This is a genomic window from Streptomyces sp. NPDC096324 (assembly GCF_044763015.1).
In the GTDB taxonomy this organism is placed as follows: domain Bacteria; phylum Actinomycetota; class Actinomycetes; order Streptomycetales; family Streptomycetaceae; genus Streptomyces.
On the sequence record NZ_JBIWFK010000026.1, the window covers coordinates 14959 to 34582 of the forward strand.

23 protein-coding genes and 1 pseudogene are annotated in these 19624 nt (G+C 70.3%); 2 read left to right on the forward strand and 22 right to left on the reverse strand.

Going from position 1 to position 19624, the window contains the following annotated elements; translation table 11 throughout:
• Positions 1-191 precede the first annotated feature (191 nt).
• The 3 genes from ACIQ7M_RS39260 to ACIQ7M_RS39270 all read right to left on the reverse strand — a co-directional run bounded on the left by ACIQ7M_RS39260 (position 192) and on the right by ACIQ7M_RS39270 (position 1781).
• Entirely contained in the window at positions 192-1013 is an 822-nt protein-coding gene (locus ACIQ7M_RS39260) for a DUF317 domain-containing protein (RefSeq protein ID WP_403653450.1), read from the reverse strand.
• Between the two features lie 15 nt (positions 1014-1028).
• Entirely contained in the window at positions 1029-1319 is a 291-nt protein-coding gene (locus tag ACIQ7M_RS39265) for a hypothetical protein (RefSeq protein WP_403653453.1), read from the reverse strand.
• 108 nt (positions 1320-1427) lie between these two features.
• Positions 1428-1781 (reverse strand): DUF317 domain-containing protein, encoded by a 354-nt coding sequence (locus tag ACIQ7M_RS39270; protein WP_403653456.1) that lies wholly within the window; start codon positions 1779-1781, stop codon positions 1428-1430.
• 333 nt (positions 1782-2114) lie between these two features.
• On the opposite strand from ACIQ7M_RS39270, the gene ACIQ7M_RS39275 reads away from it, so the two are divergent.
• The gene (locus tag ACIQ7M_RS39275; RefSeq protein WP_403653459.1) at positions 2115-2747 is read left to right on the forward strand and encodes a DUF2461 family protein; all 633 of its coding nucleotides are present in this window, start codon (positions 2115-2117) and stop codon (positions 2745-2747) included.
• Between the two features lie 59 nt (positions 2748-2806).
• On the opposite strand, the gene ACIQ7M_RS39280 is transcribed toward ACIQ7M_RS39275, so the two are convergent.
• From ACIQ7M_RS39280 to ACIQ7M_RS39290, 3 genes are all read right to left on the reverse strand, one after another.
• Positions 2807-3004 carry a hypothetical protein gene (locus tag ACIQ7M_RS39280; RefSeq protein ID WP_403653462.1) on the reverse strand — a complete coding sequence of 66 codons (198 nt, stop codon included), beginning with the start codon at positions 3002-3004 and terminating at the stop codon, positions 2807-2809.
• A 266-nt stretch (positions 3005-3270) separates the two neighbouring features.
• Entirely contained in the window at positions 3271-3558 is a 288-nt protein-coding gene (locus tag ACIQ7M_RS39285) for a hypothetical protein (protein ID WP_403653464.1), read from the reverse strand.
• Positions 3559-3844: 286 nt separating this feature from the next.
• Positions 3845-5245 (reverse strand): SMI1/KNR4 family protein, encoded by a 1401-nt coding sequence (locus ACIQ7M_RS39290; protein ID WP_403653467.1) that lies wholly within the window; start codon positions 5243-5245, stop codon positions 3845-3847.
• Positions 5246-6012: 767 nt separating this feature from the next.
• Here ACIQ7M_RS39290 and ACIQ7M_RS39295 point away from each other — a divergent pair.
• The gene (locus ACIQ7M_RS39295) at positions 6013-6360 is read left to right on the forward strand and encodes a hypothetical protein (RefSeq protein WP_403653470.1); all 348 of its coding nucleotides are present in this window, start codon (positions 6013-6015) and stop codon (positions 6358-6360) included.
• On the opposite strand, the gene ACIQ7M_RS39300 is transcribed toward ACIQ7M_RS39295, so the two are convergent.
• The 16 genes and pseudogenes from ACIQ7M_RS39300 to ACIQ7M_RS39375 form a co-directional block, all read right to left on the reverse strand.
• On the reverse strand, positions 6284-7333 hold the full coding sequence (locus ACIQ7M_RS39300) for a SpaA isopeptide-forming pilin-related protein (RefSeq protein WP_403653473.1): 1050 nt from the start codon (positions 7331-7333) through the stop codon (positions 6284-6286). The genes ACIQ7M_RS39295 and ACIQ7M_RS39300 overlap by 77 nt on opposite strands.
• Before the next feature lie 293 nt (positions 7334-7626).
• Positions 7627-8115 carry a hypothetical protein gene (locus tag ACIQ7M_RS39305; protein ID WP_403653476.1) on the reverse strand — a complete coding sequence of 163 codons (489 nt, stop codon included), beginning with the start codon at positions 8113-8115 and terminating at the stop codon, positions 7627-7629.
• A 29-nt stretch (positions 8116-8144) separates the two neighbouring features.
• Complete coding sequence (locus ACIQ7M_RS39310; RefSeq protein ID WP_403653602.1) at positions 8145-8987, reverse strand: DUF317 domain-containing protein; 843 nt, start codon at positions 8985-8987, stop codon at positions 8145-8147.
• Positions 8988-9042: 55 nt separating this feature from the next.
• A complete protein-coding gene (locus ACIQ7M_RS39315; RefSeq protein ID WP_403653479.1) occupies positions 9043-9663 on the reverse strand; it encodes an HAD family hydrolase in 621 nt (206 codons plus the stop codon).
• Positions 9660-10805: an MFS transporter gene (locus ACIQ7M_RS39320; protein WP_403653482.1), complete on the reverse strand. Its 1146-nt coding sequence runs from the start codon at positions 10803-10805 to the stop codon at positions 9660-9662. The genes ACIQ7M_RS39315 and ACIQ7M_RS39320 overlap by 4 nt, the downstream gene beginning before the upstream one ends.
• Complete coding sequence (locus tag ACIQ7M_RS39325; protein ID WP_403653605.1) at positions 10802-12028, reverse strand: ATP-grasp domain-containing protein; 1227 nt, start codon at positions 12026-12028, stop codon at positions 10802-10804. The genes ACIQ7M_RS39320 and ACIQ7M_RS39325 overlap by 4 nt, the downstream gene beginning before the upstream one ends.
• A gap of 387 nt (positions 12029-12415) precedes the next feature.
• Positions 12416-13432: pseudogene (locus ACIQ7M_RS39330) on the reverse strand (MFS transporter); the annotation flags it as partial.
• A gap of 40 nt (positions 13433-13472) precedes the next feature.
• On the reverse strand, positions 13473-14315 hold the full coding sequence (locus ACIQ7M_RS39335) for a winged helix-turn-helix transcriptional regulator (protein WP_403653485.1): 843 nt from the start codon (positions 14313-14315) through the stop codon (positions 13473-13475).
• A 40-nt stretch (positions 14316-14355) separates the two neighbouring features.
• The gene (locus ACIQ7M_RS39340) at positions 14356-14769 is read right to left on the reverse strand and encodes a hypothetical protein (protein ID WP_403653488.1); all 414 of its coding nucleotides are present in this window, start codon (positions 14767-14769) and stop codon (positions 14356-14358) included.
• A 10-nt stretch (positions 14770-14779) separates the two neighbouring features.
• On the reverse strand, positions 14780-15223 hold the full coding sequence (locus ACIQ7M_RS39345; RefSeq protein ID WP_403653491.1) for a hypothetical protein: 444 nt from the start codon (positions 15221-15223) through the stop codon (positions 14780-14782).
• A complete protein-coding gene (locus ACIQ7M_RS39350; RefSeq protein ID WP_403653494.1) occupies positions 15220-15696 on the reverse strand; it encodes a hypothetical protein in 477 nt (158 codons plus the stop codon). Before ACIQ7M_RS39350 ends, ACIQ7M_RS39345 begins: the two co-directional genes overlap by 4 nt.
• Positions 15697-15766: 70 nt before the next feature.
• A complete protein-coding gene (locus ACIQ7M_RS39355) occupies positions 15767-16078 on the reverse strand; it encodes an SH3 domain-containing protein (protein ID WP_403653497.1) in 312 nt (103 codons plus the stop codon).
• A gap of 148 nt (positions 16079-16226) precedes the next feature.
• On the reverse strand, positions 16227-16976 hold the full coding sequence (locus ACIQ7M_RS39360) for a hypothetical protein (RefSeq protein ID WP_403653500.1): 750 nt from the start codon (positions 16974-16976) through the stop codon (positions 16227-16229).
• A 269-nt stretch (positions 16977-17245) separates the two neighbouring features.
• Positions 17246-17731 carry a hypothetical protein gene (locus ACIQ7M_RS39365; protein WP_403653503.1) on the reverse strand — a complete coding sequence of 162 codons (486 nt, stop codon included), beginning with the start codon at positions 17729-17731 and terminating at the stop codon, positions 17246-17248.
• Complete coding sequence (locus ACIQ7M_RS39370; RefSeq protein ID WP_403653506.1) at positions 17728-18267, reverse strand: DUF4913 domain-containing protein; 540 nt, start codon at positions 18265-18267, stop codon at positions 17728-17730. The genes ACIQ7M_RS39365 and ACIQ7M_RS39370 overlap by 4 nt, the downstream gene beginning before the upstream one ends.
• Before the next feature lie 252 nt (positions 18268-18519).
• Entirely contained in the window at positions 18520-19275 is a 756-nt protein-coding gene (locus tag ACIQ7M_RS39375) for a DNA-methyltransferase (RefSeq protein ID WP_403653509.1), read from the reverse strand.
• Between the last annotated feature and the right edge of the window lie 349 nt (positions 19276-19624).

Below are 19624 nucleotides of genomic sequence, written 5' to 3' on the forward strand. Positions count from 1 at the left end.
CACCACCCAGCTGCTGCCCCCGACCATCATGGGTCGGGGGCAACAGCGCGTTACTGGCCGACCCGCTGAGCGGCGCGGGCAGCTTGGCCAGGCCCCAGGCCCCAGGCCCTGACAGCCCGGAAAGCAAGGAACCCGGCGCCCTCCAACTGGGAGGGGCCGGGCTGCGTGCGTTGGGAGTGGAGCGCGGGACGTCAGATGGCCGGCGCGCGCAGGAGGCGCTCCCGGGTGGCCTCGGGCAGGACTCGGCGCAGGACCGGTGCGGTCGAACTGAGGGAGGCAACGAAGGCGGCCACGAGGTCGTGCGGGACGCTGGCCCCGAAGGAGGCCGCCCACAGGCACGGTGCGCCGAGCGCGGGCTCGGCCCATGCCTGCCATCCGGCCGGTCCCGCCTCGTCGGCCTCGGTTGTCAGGGCGCGCGGGTCGGCGTCCTGGATGAGGGGCGGTACCTCGCCGAGGCTGATGTGCGAGGTGAACGTCGGGTCCGTCGCTGCCGCGTGGGGCTGGTCGATGTCGCGGAGCCAGCCGTGTGCTGTGACGGCGTCGAGGACCAACTCGGGGCCGGCGTACGGCATGACGGGCTGGTCGCGGGCGTCGAGCGCGACGAGGAAGTCGGCCACCGCCTCTCCGGGGACGTCGGGGGTGAAGGAGGCCGACCACTGAGCGAGCGGGCTGCTCGTCTCGGCGCGGGCGGAGATCTGCCAGGCGATCGGCAGGTCGCCCAGGTGGAACGGCTCATCCGCCAGACTCCACTGCGCCCAGCGCAGGACGTCGGGGCTGATGTGCAGGACGGTACTGCGCAGGACCTGGCGGTCCTCCGGCGCCTCGTCCGGCTCGTGCCGCCCTCGGACGATCGTCAGGCTCGTCCAGCCCAGACCGGCGAGCGTGTCGGCGACGGCGTCGTAGAGGCGCCCGTCATCACCGGCCAGATACCGAGGACCGACCCAGAACGCGGGCTGGCCGCCGAGCGGAGTGGACGGGTCGAGCGGGAAGTCGGGGTACAGGGGCGCCTCCAAGGGCTCGGTGTAGGTCTAGTTGCCGCCAGCACGGCGGCGGGGGCGGCGCGGGGGCAATTGGACGGGGCCCTGCCACGTCAGGGCGACAGCGACCTCGGGCGGCAGATGGCCGAGCTGCGCGTCCTCGTCCCGCCCTTCGGCGAGGTAGACAACGGCCCGGCCGGTTTCGTCCACGGACTGCACGACCTGGGCCAGGCGGTGTGCCATCGGAAAGAACGGATTCACGGCCTGGCGGACTGGAGCGCTCCGGTCACAGCCGGACAGCAGGTCGATGAGATCGCCGACGGTCATCTCCGTGGACGTCACGAACAGCCTCCTGGGGTGCGGGGAAACGGGGAGCAGTGGAACAGGCCGGTGGCCCGGCAGACAGCCGACCGCCCACGGGGCGAGGACTACCTGTCGGTACCCGCGCTGTCATAGGCGACGTGAGGTCTCCAGCACGCGCGCCACTGCGGCGGCGACGATGTCCGACGGCGTCTCGACGTCGAACGACAGGTGGTAGCCGCGCACCTTGGCCGTGCCGGTGACGGCGATCTTCCATCCCTCGCCGTCCGTTCCGGGGCGGCCGAGCGGGAACCAGCCGAGGTAGAACCGGCCGTCCTTGGAGCTGACGTGCACGTCCGCGCGGTCGTCCACGATCAGGTGGAAGTCCTCCGCGGAGAACTGGTCTATGACCAGCGTGGGCTGGCCGGGACCGAGCTGCCACTCGCGCAACCGCAGGGCTTCGACGGTGGTGGAGAAACCGGGGCCAACAGGCGCTACGGTCACAGGCAATCACCTCTCTGACCTGGGGTTTCCTGCAAGGTCGTCTACGTTGACATGCCCTCACGCACGTTCGCCAGTCTTTCCGCGATCTTTCCTGTCTGCCCCCGGCGAACTGCTGTCGTGTCTCATCGTGTGGGATCTCAAGTTCGGCTGCACAATTTCGCCGCCCGCTTCATATCGACTGCACTCTCCGTGTTTCTCGACGAACTCGCCCACCGCACACGGCACATCGAACTGGCCGACGAGCCCCGCCGCAGCACCTCCCACCGTGTCTGGGGCCAAGCCTCCCTGCCCCTCTCACTCTCCGCGCGCGGATCCATGGGTTAGCCTGCGCGCATGCGAGGACAGTTCACCGGCTGGCCGGAGCAGGCCATGGACGTGTTGTGGCAGCTCCAGGGCGAACCGACCCACGCGACCCGCGAGCGCTACCGCGCGGACCGCGAACGCCTGGTCCGGCAGCCGATGATCGCCCTGCTCAACGATGTCGCGGACACCGACCCCCGGTACGAGGACTTCTCTGTCTGGCACTACCGCACCGACTCCTGGTGGTGGCAGCACCAGGGCGCGGTGATCCGGCTCGGCCGCAAGATCGAGATCGGCCTCCGGTTCTCCCTGGACGGCCTGCGGATCCAGGGCGCCTGGTGGTACCCCGATCCCGGCCAGGTGGACATGTTCCGCAAAGCGGTGGCCTCCGAGGGGAGCGGCCGCGAACTGTCCGCCATCGTCGAGGATGTGCGGAAGAAGGGCTACGACATCTCCGGGGACGTGATGAAACGCCCCCCGCGCGGCTATCCGACAGACCACTCCCGTACGAACCTGCTGCGCCACCGTTCTCTGATCGCCGCCCGTCCCTTCGGCTGCGAGGAGTGGCTGCACACCCCCGAGGCGGTCGACCGAGTCCTCTTGGTCGCCGCTGACCTGGACGCCCTGCTGATGTGGCTGGTCCGCCACGTGAAGCGCGCCGCCTGACATCACGAGGGCCCCGCGCGGCACGAAAGGAACCAAACCCGTGCCATCGGCCCCCGCGCTCAGAAGGTGACGCGCACCTTCAGCGCCGACCGATGGTCCATCGACCGATGGCCGTCCGGCACCTCGGCCAGGGAGACGGCATGGTCGAAGACGGGCCTCGGATCGAGGACCGCGGAGAGCACATCCGGCAGGAGTCTGGGAATGTAGGCACGGACTGGGGCGATGCCCCCGCGCAGCGCGATGATGCGGTCGAACATCCGGCGCAGAACGCCCCCGCGTTTCCCGCCGTACGGCTCCACCGCACAACCGACCGCACCGCCGTCCTGGGTGATAGCAGGCCGTGAGACACCGCAGGTTAGCGGTCTGCCCGTCCGGAGCGGCCTCAGTAAACCCGGCGGGGATGCACCGAGAGCTGAGACAACCGCAGATGAAGCAGCGTGAGACACCGCGAGAAGTCGCAGGTCACAGCCTCGGCGTATGCAACGAAGCGCGAGACCCTACATCAGCAAAGCCAGTTGCTGTGTCATCGAGACAGTCGACGTTCGTTTCGTGACAGCAGTTGGTCCTGATCGGGGAGGCGGTGGCCATGTTCGACAGACTCGTCGAGCGCGTCCCTGGCCCTGCCAAGAAACGCCTTGCGCTGCGCTATGAATTCCATGCCGGTCTCATGCACGGTGTCGCCCCCGCCTGCAAGGTCATTCGCCGCAGTTGCTTCCGCGTACTCACGAACCCCTTGGACCAGAGAAGAGAACTGATCGACAAGGTTTTGTGCCGCCTCCGCGACGGTCCTGGGCCCTTCCAGGACCACCACGAGCGCCGCGCGTCCTTGAACTTCAGCCTGATCTCAGCGATGTTTGAAGTTCCCCCCACGTCCTGCTCCGCGCGGCCCGTGTGACGGGACCATCCCCGCGCGTGCGGGGGAGCAGAGCATGGTCCAGGCGGACGGCGCGAGCCCGGAGCTGCTCCCCGCGCACGCGGGGATGGTCCCGACTAGACATCGCACTACGAGTTCCGGGCCGGCCGGTCCAGCGGTTCGGTACCGGTCTCGACCCTGTACACGGGCAGCGGCGCCCATATCTCCTCCACTCCGCCGTCGCTCACCGGGTGCCCCCGGCCGTCCTGTCGGTGTCCAGGTCGCCTTCGAGGACGGTCCGGGTGATCAGGGGGCGGTTCCACAGGGCGAGGAGCTCGTTGGCGAGGTCGAAGACCGGCAACGGGTGCTGTTCGCCCTGCACATCGATGGCGGCGGCCGACAGGCTCCGGGGGACGGCGCCCTCGTCGAGCAGGACGCGCCACTCCTCGGGGCCGAGGCTCAGGTACTCCAGACCCGTCAGCCCGGCGATCTCCAGGGGATCGGCCAGCGTGCCCGGGGAGGCGGTGAGCGTCCGCAGGCGGGGGAGGCCGGCGACCGGGGCGAGGCCGACCGGCTCGCCCTTCCGACCACCGATCCGGAGCACCTCCAGCTCGGGCCGGGCGGCGGCCACCATGCCGCCCGGGCTGTGGGTGCTCGCCTGGGCCACCACCGGCGGACGGTTCCAGTCATCGTCCGAGCGCCAGTCGTCGCGGTGGTTGACCACCATGTCGGTAAGGGAGTCGGCGCGCAGTGCGGCCCCGATGCTCCGCTCGTGGTCGATCATGATGACCTGCCCGGCGTGTCCACCCGGGCCCGGTGTCAGGTCGAGGGCCAGCCGGTCGCCGCCGCCGTTGTCGCCGAAGGCGATCCAGCCGGGCGAGCCGACGAGGCCCTGCACGGCGGCGTCCGGTGCGGTGACGACCGCGTCCTCGGCGGCGAACTGCCAAGGGCAGGGACGGGACCGGGCGTCCGCGATGTAGAGCCCGTCCAGGGGGAAGAGCTCACAGCCGACCGCTTCGCTGACGCGTTCCTGCGCCGCGTAGTCGCCGCTCCAGTCCTGCCGCCGCGCACGGGTGACGCGGTAGAGGGCCTTGAGCTCGTCGGGCAGTGTGACACCAAGGCGTGCCTCCGCTGCGGCTATCTCCTCCTCGGTGGCACCGATGGTGTCGGGGAGCCGATCGTGAAGGGTCCGCTCCAGCAGCGCCGGGTCCGACGACGGCGACGGTCCCGCCCCCGGGAATTCCTCGGGCAGGCGCCGCCAGGGCTCGGGAACAGCGCCCTCGACCAGGAGCAGGGCTCCCACGAAAGGGCTCCTGACGCCGTACTCCACGGCGGCCCCCACATCGATGACATGGAACACGGTCTTCCCGCCCGGCACCGTCTCGACCATGTACGAAACGCCGCTCGCGCCGTCGGCCCTGAGGGCGGCCTGGACCCGCTCCACGGCGGTGAACTGGTCCTGCATGTCTGCCACTTGCAGGGCTCGCCCTGGCACTGGGCGCGGCTGTTGCGCGGGCAGGGTCCAACTGCCGAGACTGATCTGGCCCGTGAAGCAACCACCCGGCGCGGCAAGCTGCTCCGCGCGGGAATCCCGCACCAGCCGCAGCAGCGGCTCCCAGGTCGCGAAGTCATGTATTGAGGACAACGGCGCTCTCCGCTCAGTCGGTTGGTTGGCCGGCAGCACTCCTGATCACTGCGTGCGACGCGATCTTAGGACCGGCCACTGACACTGCCGCTCCGTCTACTGCCTCCCGAGACACGGAGACCGGGAGAAGAGCGATGGGTGTTCTGACCGGCTACTTCCGCGCACCGAACGCCGCAGCGGTGGTGCAGTCGCGGGAGGAGACGGACGGCGGATCCCCGCTCCACGCGGAACCCCGGTGTTCGACGGAGTCGACGCCAAGCACGTGGATCCGGTCGCCGTCCTGGGGCAGCCGGTCGCCGCCATCCGCCGGACGGAGTGACGAGTGGACCTGGTGGAGCAGACGACCGTATGGCCGACCTCCCGGGAACCGGGTCCGGACGGCCCCGAGTTCGAGGACGTCCCGTGGGCGACGGGACCGTGGGTGTCGGAACTCCATCCCCTGGTAAGGGACACACTGGCCGGAGTACGGGACTGACTGTCCAGTCCCAACTCATCCTTGACACCGTTGGAGCTGGACTTGCTTGACGGTCGCGGAAGATTCTTGATGGTCCGAGCACATCCCTGACGGGTGGCGCTCGTTGCGCGGGCAGGGACGAGATAGCCGATCGTGCTCGGGACGTCGGTGAGGACTGGACGGTCGAGCACCGTTTCCGGGCCGTGGTCGAGGTGCTGGACGGTTCGCCGGTGGCGGAGGTGGCACGCCGGTACGGCACGTCATGACAGTCCCTGTACACCTGGTTGCGGCGCTTCCGTGAGGGCGGACGGTCGTGCACGACGCCACGTTCCGTCACGCCGCGGGCGGCGTGACGGAACTGGGCACGCAAGAGGCCGTGAACGCGCTGATGCGGGACGGGGCGCGTGCCTGCACCGACTGCGGCGGCCGTGCTCGTCCCGGCTCTCGAACTCGGCCACGGGTACAAGTAGCAGCAGCGATCGCGCCGTTGGCGCCGAAGCCTGGCCATCGGGTCGGCGTAGAGAGACGCGAGCAGGCCCCCGGGAGTACGTCCCGGGGGCCTGCTGACGGTGGTTGCTCTTCGGTTACCGGTAGCTGGCCGTGCCGCTGTCGTCGGGCTCGGACCCGTCCGCCGTGCGACGGCGAACGACAACCAGGGTGATGACGCCGCCAGCAACGAGGAGGCTGGCACCCGCGGCAATCCATGGTGTGACGCCAGCGCCGGTACGGGTAAGGGAGCCCGCCGGTACCTTTGGCGTGGAATCGCCGACCGGGGTCGCGGCGGCGGTGGACGAGGAGTCGGCATCCGGTGTGCCGGTGCCCGGCGAGGCGGGTTTGGCCCCGCCGGTCCCGCTGCTCGGCTTGTCCGCAGAGGTGGACGGGGTTCCGGTGGGCTTGCGCGTCGGCTTGTCCGAGGGGTCGGGCTTCGGGTCGGTCGCGGTCTTGGCGTTGGTGACGGTCACGGTCACCGGGGCGCCGGGGCCCGCGCTGAACGTCTTGGACGGCTTGTAAAGGTCGTAGCCGACGGGGGCCTTGATCTCCATGACCCAGAACTGCGCCTTCCGGCTCGACACAGGCAGTTCTCCGGAGGCCGTGCCCTTGGCGCTGGTGGTCAGGGTGAGCAGCGTCGAGTCCCCGGTACCGATGTTCACAGTCGCGCCAGGCAGGAGCTTGCCGGTCCTATCGTCCTTGGCCTGCAGGAGGACCTTGGCGGCCTTGAACGGGTCGGTGATTGTCAGCCGTGTGGTCCCGCCCGGGGTGACGATGACGTCCTGGTCGGCGACGACCTCGTGGAACGGGCTGCCGGAGGCCGTCTCCTTGAGCCGGTAGACGCCTGGCGCGAGGTCGCGGAAGGCCAGCTTGCCCTGCGCGTCGGTCTTACCTCGTCCGGCCTCCTGGCCTGCGGAGTCGAGCAGCAGGAATCCGGCGCCGGGGAGCACGTCCCCGACCGGGTCCTTCGCGGTAATCGCGACGCTGCCCGCGTCTGGGACCGGTGTTTCTGCGGGAGCGACGGAGGCAGAAGGCGTCGGCTCGGACGGCTGCGCCGTCGCGGCCGGCGCCCAGGTGAGGGTGCCGGTTACCGCGGCGGCGACGGCAGCTGATCGAACGGCGCGGCGGACGAAACGAAGATGCACGAGAAGAGGGGCTCCTTGATCAGGGGCGGGGAAGGTCATCGGGGCCGGCCAGAGACCGGGGCAGGAGGCGGCGGGGCCACAGGTGTGTTGCCGGGTGACTGCTTGGCTGTCGTGGTTGTGACATAGATGGCGCGGCGGGTGTGGACGGGAATGTCCTGGACGGCCCGGTGGAGATCATTGAGGCGGTGCCTCACGGCCTGGGCCGCGTCAAGGTTCTCCAAGGGATGGGTCATCAGGGGCAAGGCTCCTGCGGGAAAGCGCGGAACGCCGGCGCTGGCGGATGCGGGCGCGGCTCAGCGTGCGCGTGCGCTGCTACGGGTGACCGGCACGGCGGGAGCCGTGTGCGGGGTCCGGCCCGCCATGCGGTTCGACGCGGACGCGGTCCAGACGCCGGGGAACCAGACTGCGGTGTACTGCTCGATGGCATCACGCAGCCCGGTGGTGACGGCGCCGTCCCACGGTGGCCGGCCGGGACTGTGGTACTTCCCGAACGTGCCGTACCGGCTGGTGTTGGGGTTGGTGTTGTGGGCTTCGTCGCGGCGGTGGAAGGTGCCGTGGTCCATGAAGCTGAGGGCCACAACGTCGATCTCGCCGCGGTCCGGGTGGACTACGGCCAGGCGTAGCCCGCCGTAGGTGTCGGCGTAGATGGTGCGGCTGAAGTCGATCCGCAGCCGCAGGGGCGTGCCCGGAACCGGGGCAGCGTAGTAGGTGTTGCCCACGACGGTGCTGTCGTGGAAGGGGAGGCACAGTTCGGCGAAGAACTCGTGTGCCTGCAGGGACAAGGAGTTTCCGGTCGGGGTCGGGGCCGGTGCTATCGGCGGGGGCTGGGCAGGGTCGGTCGGCTGGTGGTGCTCCAGCGCGGGACGCTGGTCGCGGAGAGCACGGCCGGGCGGCGGGATGCGGCGGCCCGCTGCACTTCGAGCGGAGTGGGAGCCGACGGCCCGGGCGGAAGGATCGGGGTGAGCTGGGCCATGCCCTTGATGTAGCTGAAGGTCTCCTGACGCCACCGGGGCAGCGGAGCCGGATCGGCGACGCACTGGGTGACGGCGGTGAGCAGGGCGACGGGGGTGTCGGTGCTGGCCGTGGCGTACCAGACGGGCCGGTCGATGGACTTGCCCGCCCACAGTTGCCAGCGGGCGTCACGCGTCGTCAGTTCGGCTTCCGGATCGAGGGCGCCGGTGGTGAACTCCATGCCGGCGAGGCCGTCCGGGGCCTGGACCGCAAAGACGCCCCAGCGCGGGCGGTCGATTTCCCAGCCCTGTTTCAGGAGCGGGACGACGGCGAGGAAGGGATCGTGCTCGTCGATCCCGGAGACCGGCCTGGCGAGGTAGGCGTCCGGCCCCTGCTCGTAGGCCGTGGCGAGAACAGTGGTGAAGGCGGCCACGAACTCGGTGGGGACGCGGTCGTTGAAACAGACGCCCCAGGTGGGCGGCCCGAACGGATCGCGGTAGGCGTTGATCCGCCAGAGCCCGTCGTCCTCGCCCTCGGGGAGGTAGCCCAGGCGAACCTTGCGGTCGGGAGCGTTGAGGTAGGCGTTGCCGAGATCGTCGTGCTGGAGGTCCCAGCCGAGATCGAGGAGCGGGGCGAGGGCTGGGTCGCCGATTCCGGTGGTGGAGGCAAGATGGCGCGGAGAGACGAAGACGTCTCCGTCCATCGCGTGGAGATCGTCGTGAGAGGTCACAGGTTCCCGAGTGGTCAAGACGGACGGGTCAATGAGCAGGCAGCAAGGCTTCTTGGAGGGCATCGCTGGAGCCGTTGTAGTGCAGCGTCCGCAGGCCCAAACGGGCGGCGGCCCGGCAGTTGTCGGCACGGTCGTCCACGAACAGAACGCGTCGTGGATCTCGGACTCCGGTGACCTGCAGAGCATGGTGGTAGACGGCCGGGTCAGGCTTGCACAGCTCCAGGCGGGCTGAGTACAGCGCCTGGGTCATCATGCGGCGCCACTCGTGGGTGTCGAGCACGGTACTGAGGTGGGCGGGTGCGTTGGACATCAGCACCATCGGCAGTCCGGTGGCGTGAGCGCGGCGTAGGACGGACAGGACTCTCGCGTCGGTCTCGGTCCACATGGCTGTGTCCGCGGCGAGGAGTTCGCGCAGCAGGCGGGGGCCGGGGTGGGCGCCGAGGACGCGGGCCCAGTACGCCAGGTCGCTGAGCTGTCCGGCGTCATAGAGGTCGCGAGCGTTCCAGAAGGCGCGCTGGAAGCCTGCGAGATCGTCTTCGGGCCAGGAGGCGGTGCGGGCCAGTCGAAGCCAGTGGGCGCGGGTGGGCTGCAGTCCGATGACGCCGTTGTAGTCGAGGATGACGGCGTCGGGGCTGGTGAGGAGGGTCAAGGGGTGGTCTTCTCCAGAGCGCGAGGGGTGAGGGCGGCGAGGGCGGCTGCGAGGAGGACGGGCAGGAGCAGGGCCGTGGGCAAGGTGGTGGCGCTGGCGAGGGCGCCGATGAGGGCCGGGCCGGCGAGCAGGCCGAGGTAGCCGGTGACGGAAACCGTGGCGACGGCCCTCGGGCCGTGTCTCCCGGCGGCGGTGATCAGGGAAGGGACAGCGCCGGACAGGCCGAGTCCGAAGACCGCCCAGCCGGCCAGCGCTGCCGGCATATTGTCGGCCAGGACGCCTGTGGCCAGTCCGGCGGCGGCGAGCATTGCGCCGGTACGGACCACGGCGGGGGCACCGAAGCGGGTGGTGAGTCGGTCACCGGTCAGCCGGCCGATCGCCATGCCTGTGCTGTAGAGAGCGAACGCGCTGGCGGCGACGGCCGCGCCGGCGTGCAGGGCATGCACGTGCACGGCGGCCCAATCAGCTGCCGCCCCCTCCCCCAGCAGGCTTGCAGCCGCCAGCGCACCGAGCAGCCATACCCTCCCCGCCGCCCGGCCCCGGCCGGCCTCCTGGAGGCCGGAGGTCGTGGAGTGGTCGGCGCCGCTCAGGGCGAGGGTGCGCGGCCCGGCCACGAGCACGCTCACCATCAGCGCGACGCCGACCGCCAGGAACAGAGTGCTGTGGGCTTGGCCGGCAGCGGCGGCGGCCAAGGCGGCGCCGCCCAGCGCGCCGATCGAGTACGCGGCATGCAGGGAAGACATGACCGGTCGGCCAATGGCGTTCTGGCAGCGGACCGCCGCAGTGTTGGCGGCGACGTCCAGCACACCGTGCGCGGCGCCGAAGACCAGCGCCGCCGCGAGCAGCGAGGCCAGCGTCCGGCACTGCCCCAGCAGGGCGAGGGCTGCCGCCAGTGCGACAGCTCCGCCGATCAGGAGCAGAGGGAGTCGTTCGGGGCGGGCGAGTCGGCCGCCGGCCTGCAGCCCGGCGACCATGCCGAGGGCGGCGGCGAGCAGGACGAGAGACAGGCTGCCGGTCGTGAGGTGGGCTGCGTGCTGGACGGCCGGCATTCGGGCGCCCCAGACAGCCATCACCACGCCCAGGCCGAGGAAGTAACCGGTCAGCAGGGTACGGCTGCGGCGGACGGAAACATCGGGGCTCATGCGAAAAGCCCATCCGCAACAGGCTCGTCGGCCGTACGGGGTGCGACGTCGATCTGGATGCGGCGGACAGTCTGCTCGGCGCGGGCTTGGGCGAGTTCTGCGGTAGGTGCGGTGGTGATCAGGTAGCCGATCCGTGCGGTCCACATGTTGCCGCCGTCGGCCGGGAGAAGCAGTTGGTCGCCGACCTGGTGCTGGAAGTGCACGCGTTCCAGCCAGCGCGGGTTGACGCCGTCGAAGCCGAGGCGGTGCAGGGTGCCGGAGGTGTCCGGGTAGAGCAGTTGGATGGCGGCGGCCGAGGACCGGGTCGGGGTGAGGTCGGGGGCACGGTCGCAGGCGATGTCGGCGGCAGCGCGTGGCAGGTCGATGCCCGTGGCGAGCTGGACGAGGTGGCCGATCATGTCGCCGGCGATCCGGCCGTTGACCTCGACCAGTCGCGGTCGGCCGTCGACCAGCCGCATTTCGACATGACTGACGCCGTCGGTGATCCCGACAGCGCGGATCGCGGCCGATGCCACGGGGGTGACTACGTCGAGCAGCGGGTCGGCGGCGTCCACGCAGTGGGCCAGTTCCTCGAAGTACGGCGGAGCGCTGACCGTCTTGCGGGTGACCGCGACCACGGTGGTCTCGCCGCGGTAGGTGACGCACTCGACCGATACCTCGGGTCCGTCGAGATACTCCTCCACCAGCACGCTGGTGGACTCCTGCCCGAGCCCGGCCGCCTGGTCGGCGAACCTGAAGGCAGTGGCGAGCTGTTCGGGGGTGTCGGAGCGGATCACTCCGATGCTGGCCGCGTGCGCGGCGGGCTTCAGCACGACCGGGTAGCCGATCTGTCGGGCCGCTGCCCCGGCCTCGGCCAGGGTGCGCACGCTCACCGAGGCAGCCGACGGCACCCCGTGCCGTGCGAACAGCGCACGGGACGTGGCCTTGTTGCGGCATGCCTGCATGGCTTCTGGGGCGTTGGCGGGCAGACCGAGCCGGCGGGCGAGGCGGGCGACCGGGACGAGGTACCACTCGGTCCAGGTGAACACCCCGGCCAGGTCGTAGCGGTCGGCCAGAGTCCGGCCGGCGGCGGACAGCGCCGCCTGATCGGTCGGGTCGGACACGACCACGCAGTCCCGCAGGTAGGGCACCTCCCACGAGGGCTCCTCGCTGGTAATCAGGACGACGTCATAGGCGGCGGCCACGGACTGAAGGCAATACCTGCGGTACGCCTCGGCCTCCATGTCAGCTGCGGCGACGACCAGAACGACAGGACGGTCGGACAAGGGCAAGCTCCTCAGGATGGGTGGGGGTGCGGGGGTGGTATCGGCGGCGTCCCCGGTGGTGGAGGGCCACTGCGGGCGCTCGGCGAGCAGTCAACGCGTGGTCTGCGGCTCGGTGGGACTCGCTGTCGAACGGGGCGATCGGTGCCCGGGAACGGGGACCGTCAGGCGGCGCGAGACACCGGTCGCCAGGCTGCGGGCGGCCATGCGTTTCAGGACGCGGTAAACGTGCGGGTTGTGTACGTCGAAGACGTGGAAGCACTCGGCGATGGTGCGACCGCTCTCCCGGCTCGCCCCGGGGCAGGCAAGGGGCCTGGAGTGATCCACAGGCTGGGGATGCGGGACGGTTCAGGTGCGCAGGGCGGGGTCGGTGCGTAGGCGGGTGAAGGCGAGGAGCAGGCCGAGGGCTTGCAGGACGGCGCAGGCGGTGATGACGTGGCTCATCGCGTCGGGCGGGGTCAGTGCGGTCAGCACGCCGGCGACGGGGAAGGGCAGCAGGAGGATGAGGATGGTCGCCGACAGGGTGCTGCCGAACTTCTCCGGCGGGATCAGGCGGGAGCGCAGCGTGCGCAGGACGACCGTCATGCCGCCGTCTGCCGCCATGAGGATCGCGACGAGGACCAGGTAGGACAGGTAGTCCGGTGCTTGGGCGACGGCGAGACAGGCGAGCGAGGCGAGGGCCGCGCAGGCGGCGCCGACCGGCCACAGGCCCAGGCGGTCGATCGCGTACCGGCAGAGGGTGACGCTGAGGAGGGTCGCACCGGCGGCTGCGGACCAGACCAGGCCGACGGCGGTGGTGGACTGCTCGAAGTGCTGGACGACGATGACGGGGCCGGCTGCTTGAAGGAGTCCGGTGGCCAGGTTGGACAGGGCCAACCCGGTCACGAGCCAGCCGAGTGCAGGCAGAGTGCGGATGGTGCGCCACCCGGCACCGGCCTGCGCCTTCGGCGTGTCGGCCGGGGCGGCGGGCGAGGGGGGTGTGCGCAGGGCGAGCACCGCGGCGAGAAGCGAGAGCACGGTGATCACCGCGAGCATCGGTGGCGGGCCGGCGAGCAGGAGCACTCCGGCGAGCGCCGGGCCGGCAAGGATCGCGGTCTGGTCGATGCCGAGCAGGACGGCCTGGACGCGGTGAGCCCGCCCTCCTGCTCGGCGGGCGGCGGCGGCGCCCGCGGTCTCGGCCGCGATGTAGCTGAATTGGGTGAGCACGCCGGTGGTCGCCGCGAGCGTCATCACGGTCGTGATCGCTACGGTGCCGGACGGGTGGAGGTGGAGAAGGAACGCGCCGACGGCGAGGGCCAGCGCGCGTCCAAGGGAGGCAAGGTGGAAGACGTGCGCTGCCCCGCGCCGGTCGACGATGCCAGCAGCTCGACAGCGTTGCGTACTTCGGCAGGGGTGAAGGGGGTAGTCATCGGTGCGGGCCTCCTGCCTGGAGTGCCGCCTTCGGGCGGGCGGTCGCGGCGTGGGAGAAGAGGTCGCGGTTGTGCCACGCCGGAGAGGACTCACCCGTCCGTGCCTGCGGGAGCGGCGCGGGAGTCGGCCGGGACTGGTTGCTGACCCACGGCCTCGGCGTCGGCTTCGCCTGCGGGTGCCCCCAGAGCGGATGTTGGGCCGCCTGGTTGAGGGGCTGCCCGGCGGACCACGCGGACAGGGCACCGAGAACGGGGCCCAGGCCGTGGCCCGCCGCGGACAGCCGGTAGGGCTGGCCGATGCCCTCGGTGTCGACCAGGCCGTCAGCGACGAGCTGCCGCAGCGGCGGGTAGATGTTGGTCCAGTCGCTGCTGGGTATCACGATCCTGGCCAGGGCCCGGCCGCTGACCTCCTCGCGGGACTTGAGCACCCACAAGATGGCGGCGGCATGGCGCCGTGTGAGCAGGGTCAGACTGTCCTCGATCTGCTCGATCGCGGGCAGCGGATGCTCCGCGGTCTCCAGATGCTCCTCGGCCCAGGTGACGATCACCGGCAGGACCGACAGCAGGGCCACGCCACGCTCCGTGTGGCCGTAGGTCACGTGCCGTGCGGTGTGTTCGGTGCGCTCGACGAGACCGGCGTCGCACAGCGCCTGCAGCTTGGGGTGGAGCTGACCGTTCTGCAGCCAGGACACCTTGTCCGCCAACTCGGTGTAACGCAGCGACGGCCCGGAGAGCGCCAACAGGATCCGCACGTTCCAACGCGGAGTGATCATGGCGAAGGCCTCGGTGACCCGGGCAATGTCGGCGTCGGTGTCGGGAGGCAGAGCGGTGATGGCCAAGGGAAGAACTCCTGTGTGCGTAAGGGAAATCGCCCGCGGATCAGCGGCTGTGGGCCGTGCTCTGGGACGGACGGTGCGGAGCCGGAACGGGCAGCGAGGGAGCCGGCGGGGACTGCGCCTGGGCCGGGATACGGGTGAGGCTCTGCAGAACGGCGGTTACCGACTTGACCTGTACGTCGCGCACGGCGACTGCTTCGGCGAGCCGACGGGCGCCGTCGAGGAGGTGGGAGACCTCGTGCCGGCCGATGTGCCGCTCGGGGTGGATGAGCCGGGCGAGGTGGTCGCGGTGGAAATCGATGCTGCGCTCGGCGAGGACGAGATCGTCGTGCATGCCGAGCAGGGCGGACAGCATGCCGGGCGGCTGGTCCTGCACGTGGGCTTCGAGGTCGGCGAGCGGCGCGCCGTACAGGTCCTCGATCCGTCCGGCTGTCTCGGTAGACGTGAGGAGAGTCAAGCGGGAGCTTTCAGGGTCGGCGGACCTGGGCTGCCCCGGCACGCTGGGGTGCCGGGGCGGCGGACGGGGACAGGGTTGCGGTGGCCCTGAGTTGCGTCGTGCTGACGGGTCTGGCCCGCTGGTCGGGCGCAGGCATGGTGCGCAGCAGCTCGCCGAGGGCTGCGCGGTAGCCGTCGCGGGCGTCCAGCGCCGCGTCCAGCCACTGCGCGTCGAAGCGGAGCTGATTCGCGTACAGCTCGCCCATGTCACGGTCCGGATCCATGTCCGCGTGCACGCGGTCACGGACGCGGGCTACCTGCTCCTCGGTCAAAGCCAGGAAAGTACGGAGCTCCAGGGCACGGACGAGGGCGGGCAAGGCATCGTCGCCGACAGCCGCCTCGTACAGCTCGGGCACCGGGCTCCCGAAGACCTTCTGCAGGTCGCCGTCCATGGTGCTGGCTTTGTCCCGGCTCATCGGGCGGCCCTTCCCGCCCTCGACGCCGGCGCGGGCGTACCCGCAGGCCGGTGGGGAGCGCTGGTCTGCACTGCAGGGCCAGTTCGCGGGCGAAGGCGGGCCAGCCGTTCGGCGGCGAGGTCCTTCTTGCCCGGAGCGTCCGGGTCGAGGAGCCACCGCACCACCAGGGCTCGGCCGTCGCGGGCGGTGACGGCCGCGTTCACGCGGTGCGCGAGGCCCATCGTCGGGTCGTCGACCTCGCTGGGCTGGGTGTCCAGCGCGGCAAGGAGGTCGTCCTCCGCACGGTCGAGCACCGACTGGGCCTCGACGAGGAGGCCGTGCCACCTGATGACATCCGTGGCGTCAGGGTTCACCGTCGGCGCAGTGGCGACTGCGGCCTTCAACTGGGCTATGTCCATATCGAAGTGGGCTTCGATCCGTTCGGTGAGAACGCCCACGACATCCTCGGTGCCATCGGATGTGCCGTCGGACAAGGGGGAATCTCCTTTTCGGGAAGGACCGATGCTTCGGGACGCATACGAACGGGCGTCTGTGCCCGGCGGCTCATCGCTTACGGACACTTGCTATGTGCCTGTCAGTCCAGGCACATGCGGGAGTCGCGGTAGACGTACTTCGCCAAGACCCAGCCCCGTGGTCGCGGTAGAGCACTCCGAGCGCGGTGTACTTCGTGGTGGCCTTGGACCGGATGGTCACGGCCTTGGCGTGCACCTCGTACGGCAGCGGCGGCAGGGACGAGCAGCCGCCGGCCGAGGCGGCGGTCACAGCAGGGGCCGCGCTGACGGCGGTGGCGAACAGCACCGGCAGAGCGAGCGCGCCGAGCATCGCCGTGGAGATGGCGATTCGGGTGGAGCACATGCGGAAGAACCCTCCGTGAAGGCATGGGAGTTGCGTGGAATGGCGCTGCGGGAGTTGTCCCGGCGGCTGTATAAGAGTCCGGGGAATTGCCGGTTTGGCTAACCGGCGATCATCGGCTATGTTCCGGCGCGCCGGTCGGCTCTGGTGGTCAGCGTGCGCGGCCGGGCGGGCGGGGAACAGGGGCCTTCGGTAGTGCGGCCGAGCGCGGCGCTGCCGCTGCCGGGCGGACCGGCGGAAGGGGGCCGGCCTCGCCGGTGAGCCGGTCGTCGCACCATTGCAGAGCCTCCTCGGCCCTGGCGAAGCCGCCCTCGCGCAGGGTGTGAGTCCACGCTTTGGTGTCGATCTCCTCGATCACCACGCGGAACGGAGAGGGGGCTCGCTCATCCAGGGCCCGCAGGACCACGACGGTGACCATGTCGTCCGGGTCGTCTCGGGTGTAGGAGTACCCCATGGCGTAGTGGTCGCCGTCGGCTGCGAGGCGTTGTTCCAGCGCCCGCGTCGCTTCGTCCGCCGGTGGTGAATCCAGCTCGGGGTTCAGACCGATCGCGTCGGGCGGGCAGCCGCGATGGATCAGCCAGGACTGTGCCATCGCCGGCAGCGGCAGCGGGACGTGCTCGAAGCTGAACGTCCCTCTCTCCCAGTCCCGTTGAAGGTGTATGGCAACCATGTGGGGCATCCCGGGGTGTCCCCAGGTGGCGGTGCGGTCGAGCAGGACGTAATAGCTGTGCGCGCCATTTGTTGTGTGGTGTTCGGCCAGGGGGACGAGCATGTCCTCGGAGACGGCGACCTGACGGTAGAAGTCGAGGTAGACCTGTTTCTCGGCGTCGAAGTCGTCCAGTTCGAAATCGACTTGGGGGATGGTCTTCCGGGTCGGCGCCGGTTCGGTGGGGGACAACAAGAACCTTTCGGGAGATCAGCGCCGGGGTGCGGGCGTGGACGGCCACGCCGCGGGCCGAGCTGGCGACTTCGGTACCTGGGTCGTGGCATGCGGGCGACCGGCCGGTGGCCGACAGCACGGCGCGTCCGGCGTCGGTCAGTACGACGAACCGGCAGCGTGTACGGGGTGGCCGGTATCCCGGGCGACCAGGCCGACCGCTTCCCACTTCTGCAGGTCGGTGTGAAGGATGCGGGTGCCGTAGGGGGCGGTCACGGCGGGACTCCGTGCGTTCAACGGGTGTGACGGTGCGCGGGGTTCTGCGCGGGACGGGGCAGGCCCGGCAGCATGGCGGGCGGCGGAACGGGCCGCGGTACGCGACCGTGCAGGGTCAGCTGCGGGGAGCCGGAGCGTGCCGCGTGGGTGCGGGCGCTCAGCGGCCGGTGTGTCATCCCCAGGCGGCGCCCGACCTCGTCGTAGACGTCGTTGCCCGCACGCGGCCGGACCGCGACGACGTGAATCTCCCTCCGGTGCGCGCACTCCGCGGGCGCCGGACGCACGCCGTAGACGATGCGCCAGTCCTTGCGCGAGTCCACGAACAGCTTGCGATAGCCCTCCAGGTCACCGTCCAGACGGAGCCCGAAGCGCTGCGCGTTCACGACTTCCTGCAGGTAGGCGAGAGTGAGATCGCGGATGTCGCTGGGCGCTTGGAGGAGATCGGTCAGGGCACGGGGGTCGAAGCTCAAGCCGAAGGCGGGCTCTGCCCGTCCCGCGTTCATGACGTCGGCTCGTCCGGCTCAGCGGGCCCGGTGGTCGCCGGCTCTGTGCGCACGGACGGCGGCGGGCCGGGCAGGAGCCGGTGCGCGGGCCGATCGGGAGAGGTCATGCAGGCCGAGAGTGGGCCGCCCGGCGCGCGGATCGCCGCCAGGGCATGGGTGAGGAAGTCCCGGTGCCACACGAACAGGCCGGAGAGCCCGGCCTCGGAGTCCTTGTGCTGCTGGTAAGCGAGCCACAGAGCGTGGAGCCAGGCCACGACGTCGTCGTGTTCCTGCCACTGCAGGCACCAAGGGGCCGCGGTGGTGACCTCCGCCCCGTAGACCGGGAGGAAGAAGTCGTCGACCCAGTCCGACAGTGCGTCGAGTTCGTCCTCGCGCTCCTCTCCGTCCAGCTCCAGGATCGGGCGGGGCTCCGGCGGTACGGTCGGAGACGGCCCGCCGAGCCCCGGCATACCGAACGCGGCGAACGGCGAGGCGCCCGGCATCGGGGCGGAGGCGAGATGGTCAAGGTGCTGGGCCTGCTGCGCTGACTGCTCCATGAGTCGTCGGACGCTCGCCTCGATTCCCTCCAGCTGCGGGTCCGGAATGCGAACTGGCTCCAACTCGCCGCCGTCCGCGGATTCTTTGGATTCGGGCATAAAAGGTATGACCTCCTACGAGACGCAGAATGAGAGGAAAACGAAAGCGGCGAAACACGGACCGGCCGGCGGGGTACACGCACGCTCCAGCGCAATGCCGCCAAAGGGCCCCGCGCGGGTGCCGATCACCGTAACGTCAGGCGCCGTCGCGGCTCAGACGGTGAGTGTCACGTCGTCCTGGGTGAGGGTTTCGCGGATCGTCTCCGCGAGCCGGTCGGCCGCGATCGACGCGTAGTGCGGTGTCTTCTCCACGCCGATGAAGTCCCTGCCTTCCAGCAGGGCGGCGACGCCCGTGGAGCCGGAGCCGGCACAGAAGTCGAGCACCGTGCCACCCTCGGGGCTGATCTTGACCAGCTCGCGCATCACCTCGACGGGCTTCTGCGTGATGTGCTGGCGCTTCGCCCCCGAGGGCTGCGAGGCACTGTAGAGGCCGGGCAGGTAGACGGGATTGCTGGAGCCGTCGATCGCCCCCTTCGACGCCCAGACGATGAACTCGCAGTTCTGGGTGAATCGACCCTTCTGCGGCCTGGCCTGCGGCTTGTGCCAGGCCAGCACTCCGCGCCACAGCCACCCGGCCGCCTGGATCGCGTCGGTCGTGACGGGGAGCTGGCGCCAGTCGGTGAACAGCATCGCGGTGCCGCCGCTACGGGTCAGACGGTGGGCTTCGGTCATGATCTGCGTCAGCCAGAACCCGTAGCTGCGCTGGTCCATGTTCTCGCCGGTGAAGTCCGGCAGGGCGTGCTGGGCGTCGGCGGAGGTGTACTTCTGCTTCGCGGACCGGGTGGTGCGCTCTTTCGCGGTCCTCCCGCCGGAGTTGTACGGCGGGTCGGTGATGACGGAGTCGACGCAGTCGTCCGGCAGGCCGGCGAGAACGCTGAGTGCGTCACCCTGGTGCAGGGAAAAAGGCAAAGAGGAAACCCCAATTCGAGTGTGGAAGCCTGGAGGGAAATACCCGTCTCGCACAGGAGCCCTCGGGAGCCGAAATTCGGGCGGGCCAAAGCCCGGGGCCACGGACCGAGGAGGGCGAGGGGAGTCCAAAAACTGTAGAGGCGAATCCGCCGACGCCCAAGAAGTGCGTTGCCAAGGTGCCGAATTCCGGCACCTCACGCCGACTTTTTGGTCAACCGCCCATCCGCACCTACTGTTTTTGAACCGCCCGGCGCACACCGCCGTCGCCTACTCCCCGCCACGCCTCCAGAGGTTTCCTCTTGTCCCGGCGCATCTAGCCCACGGTCCGGCCACGCGGAGCGAGCGGCAG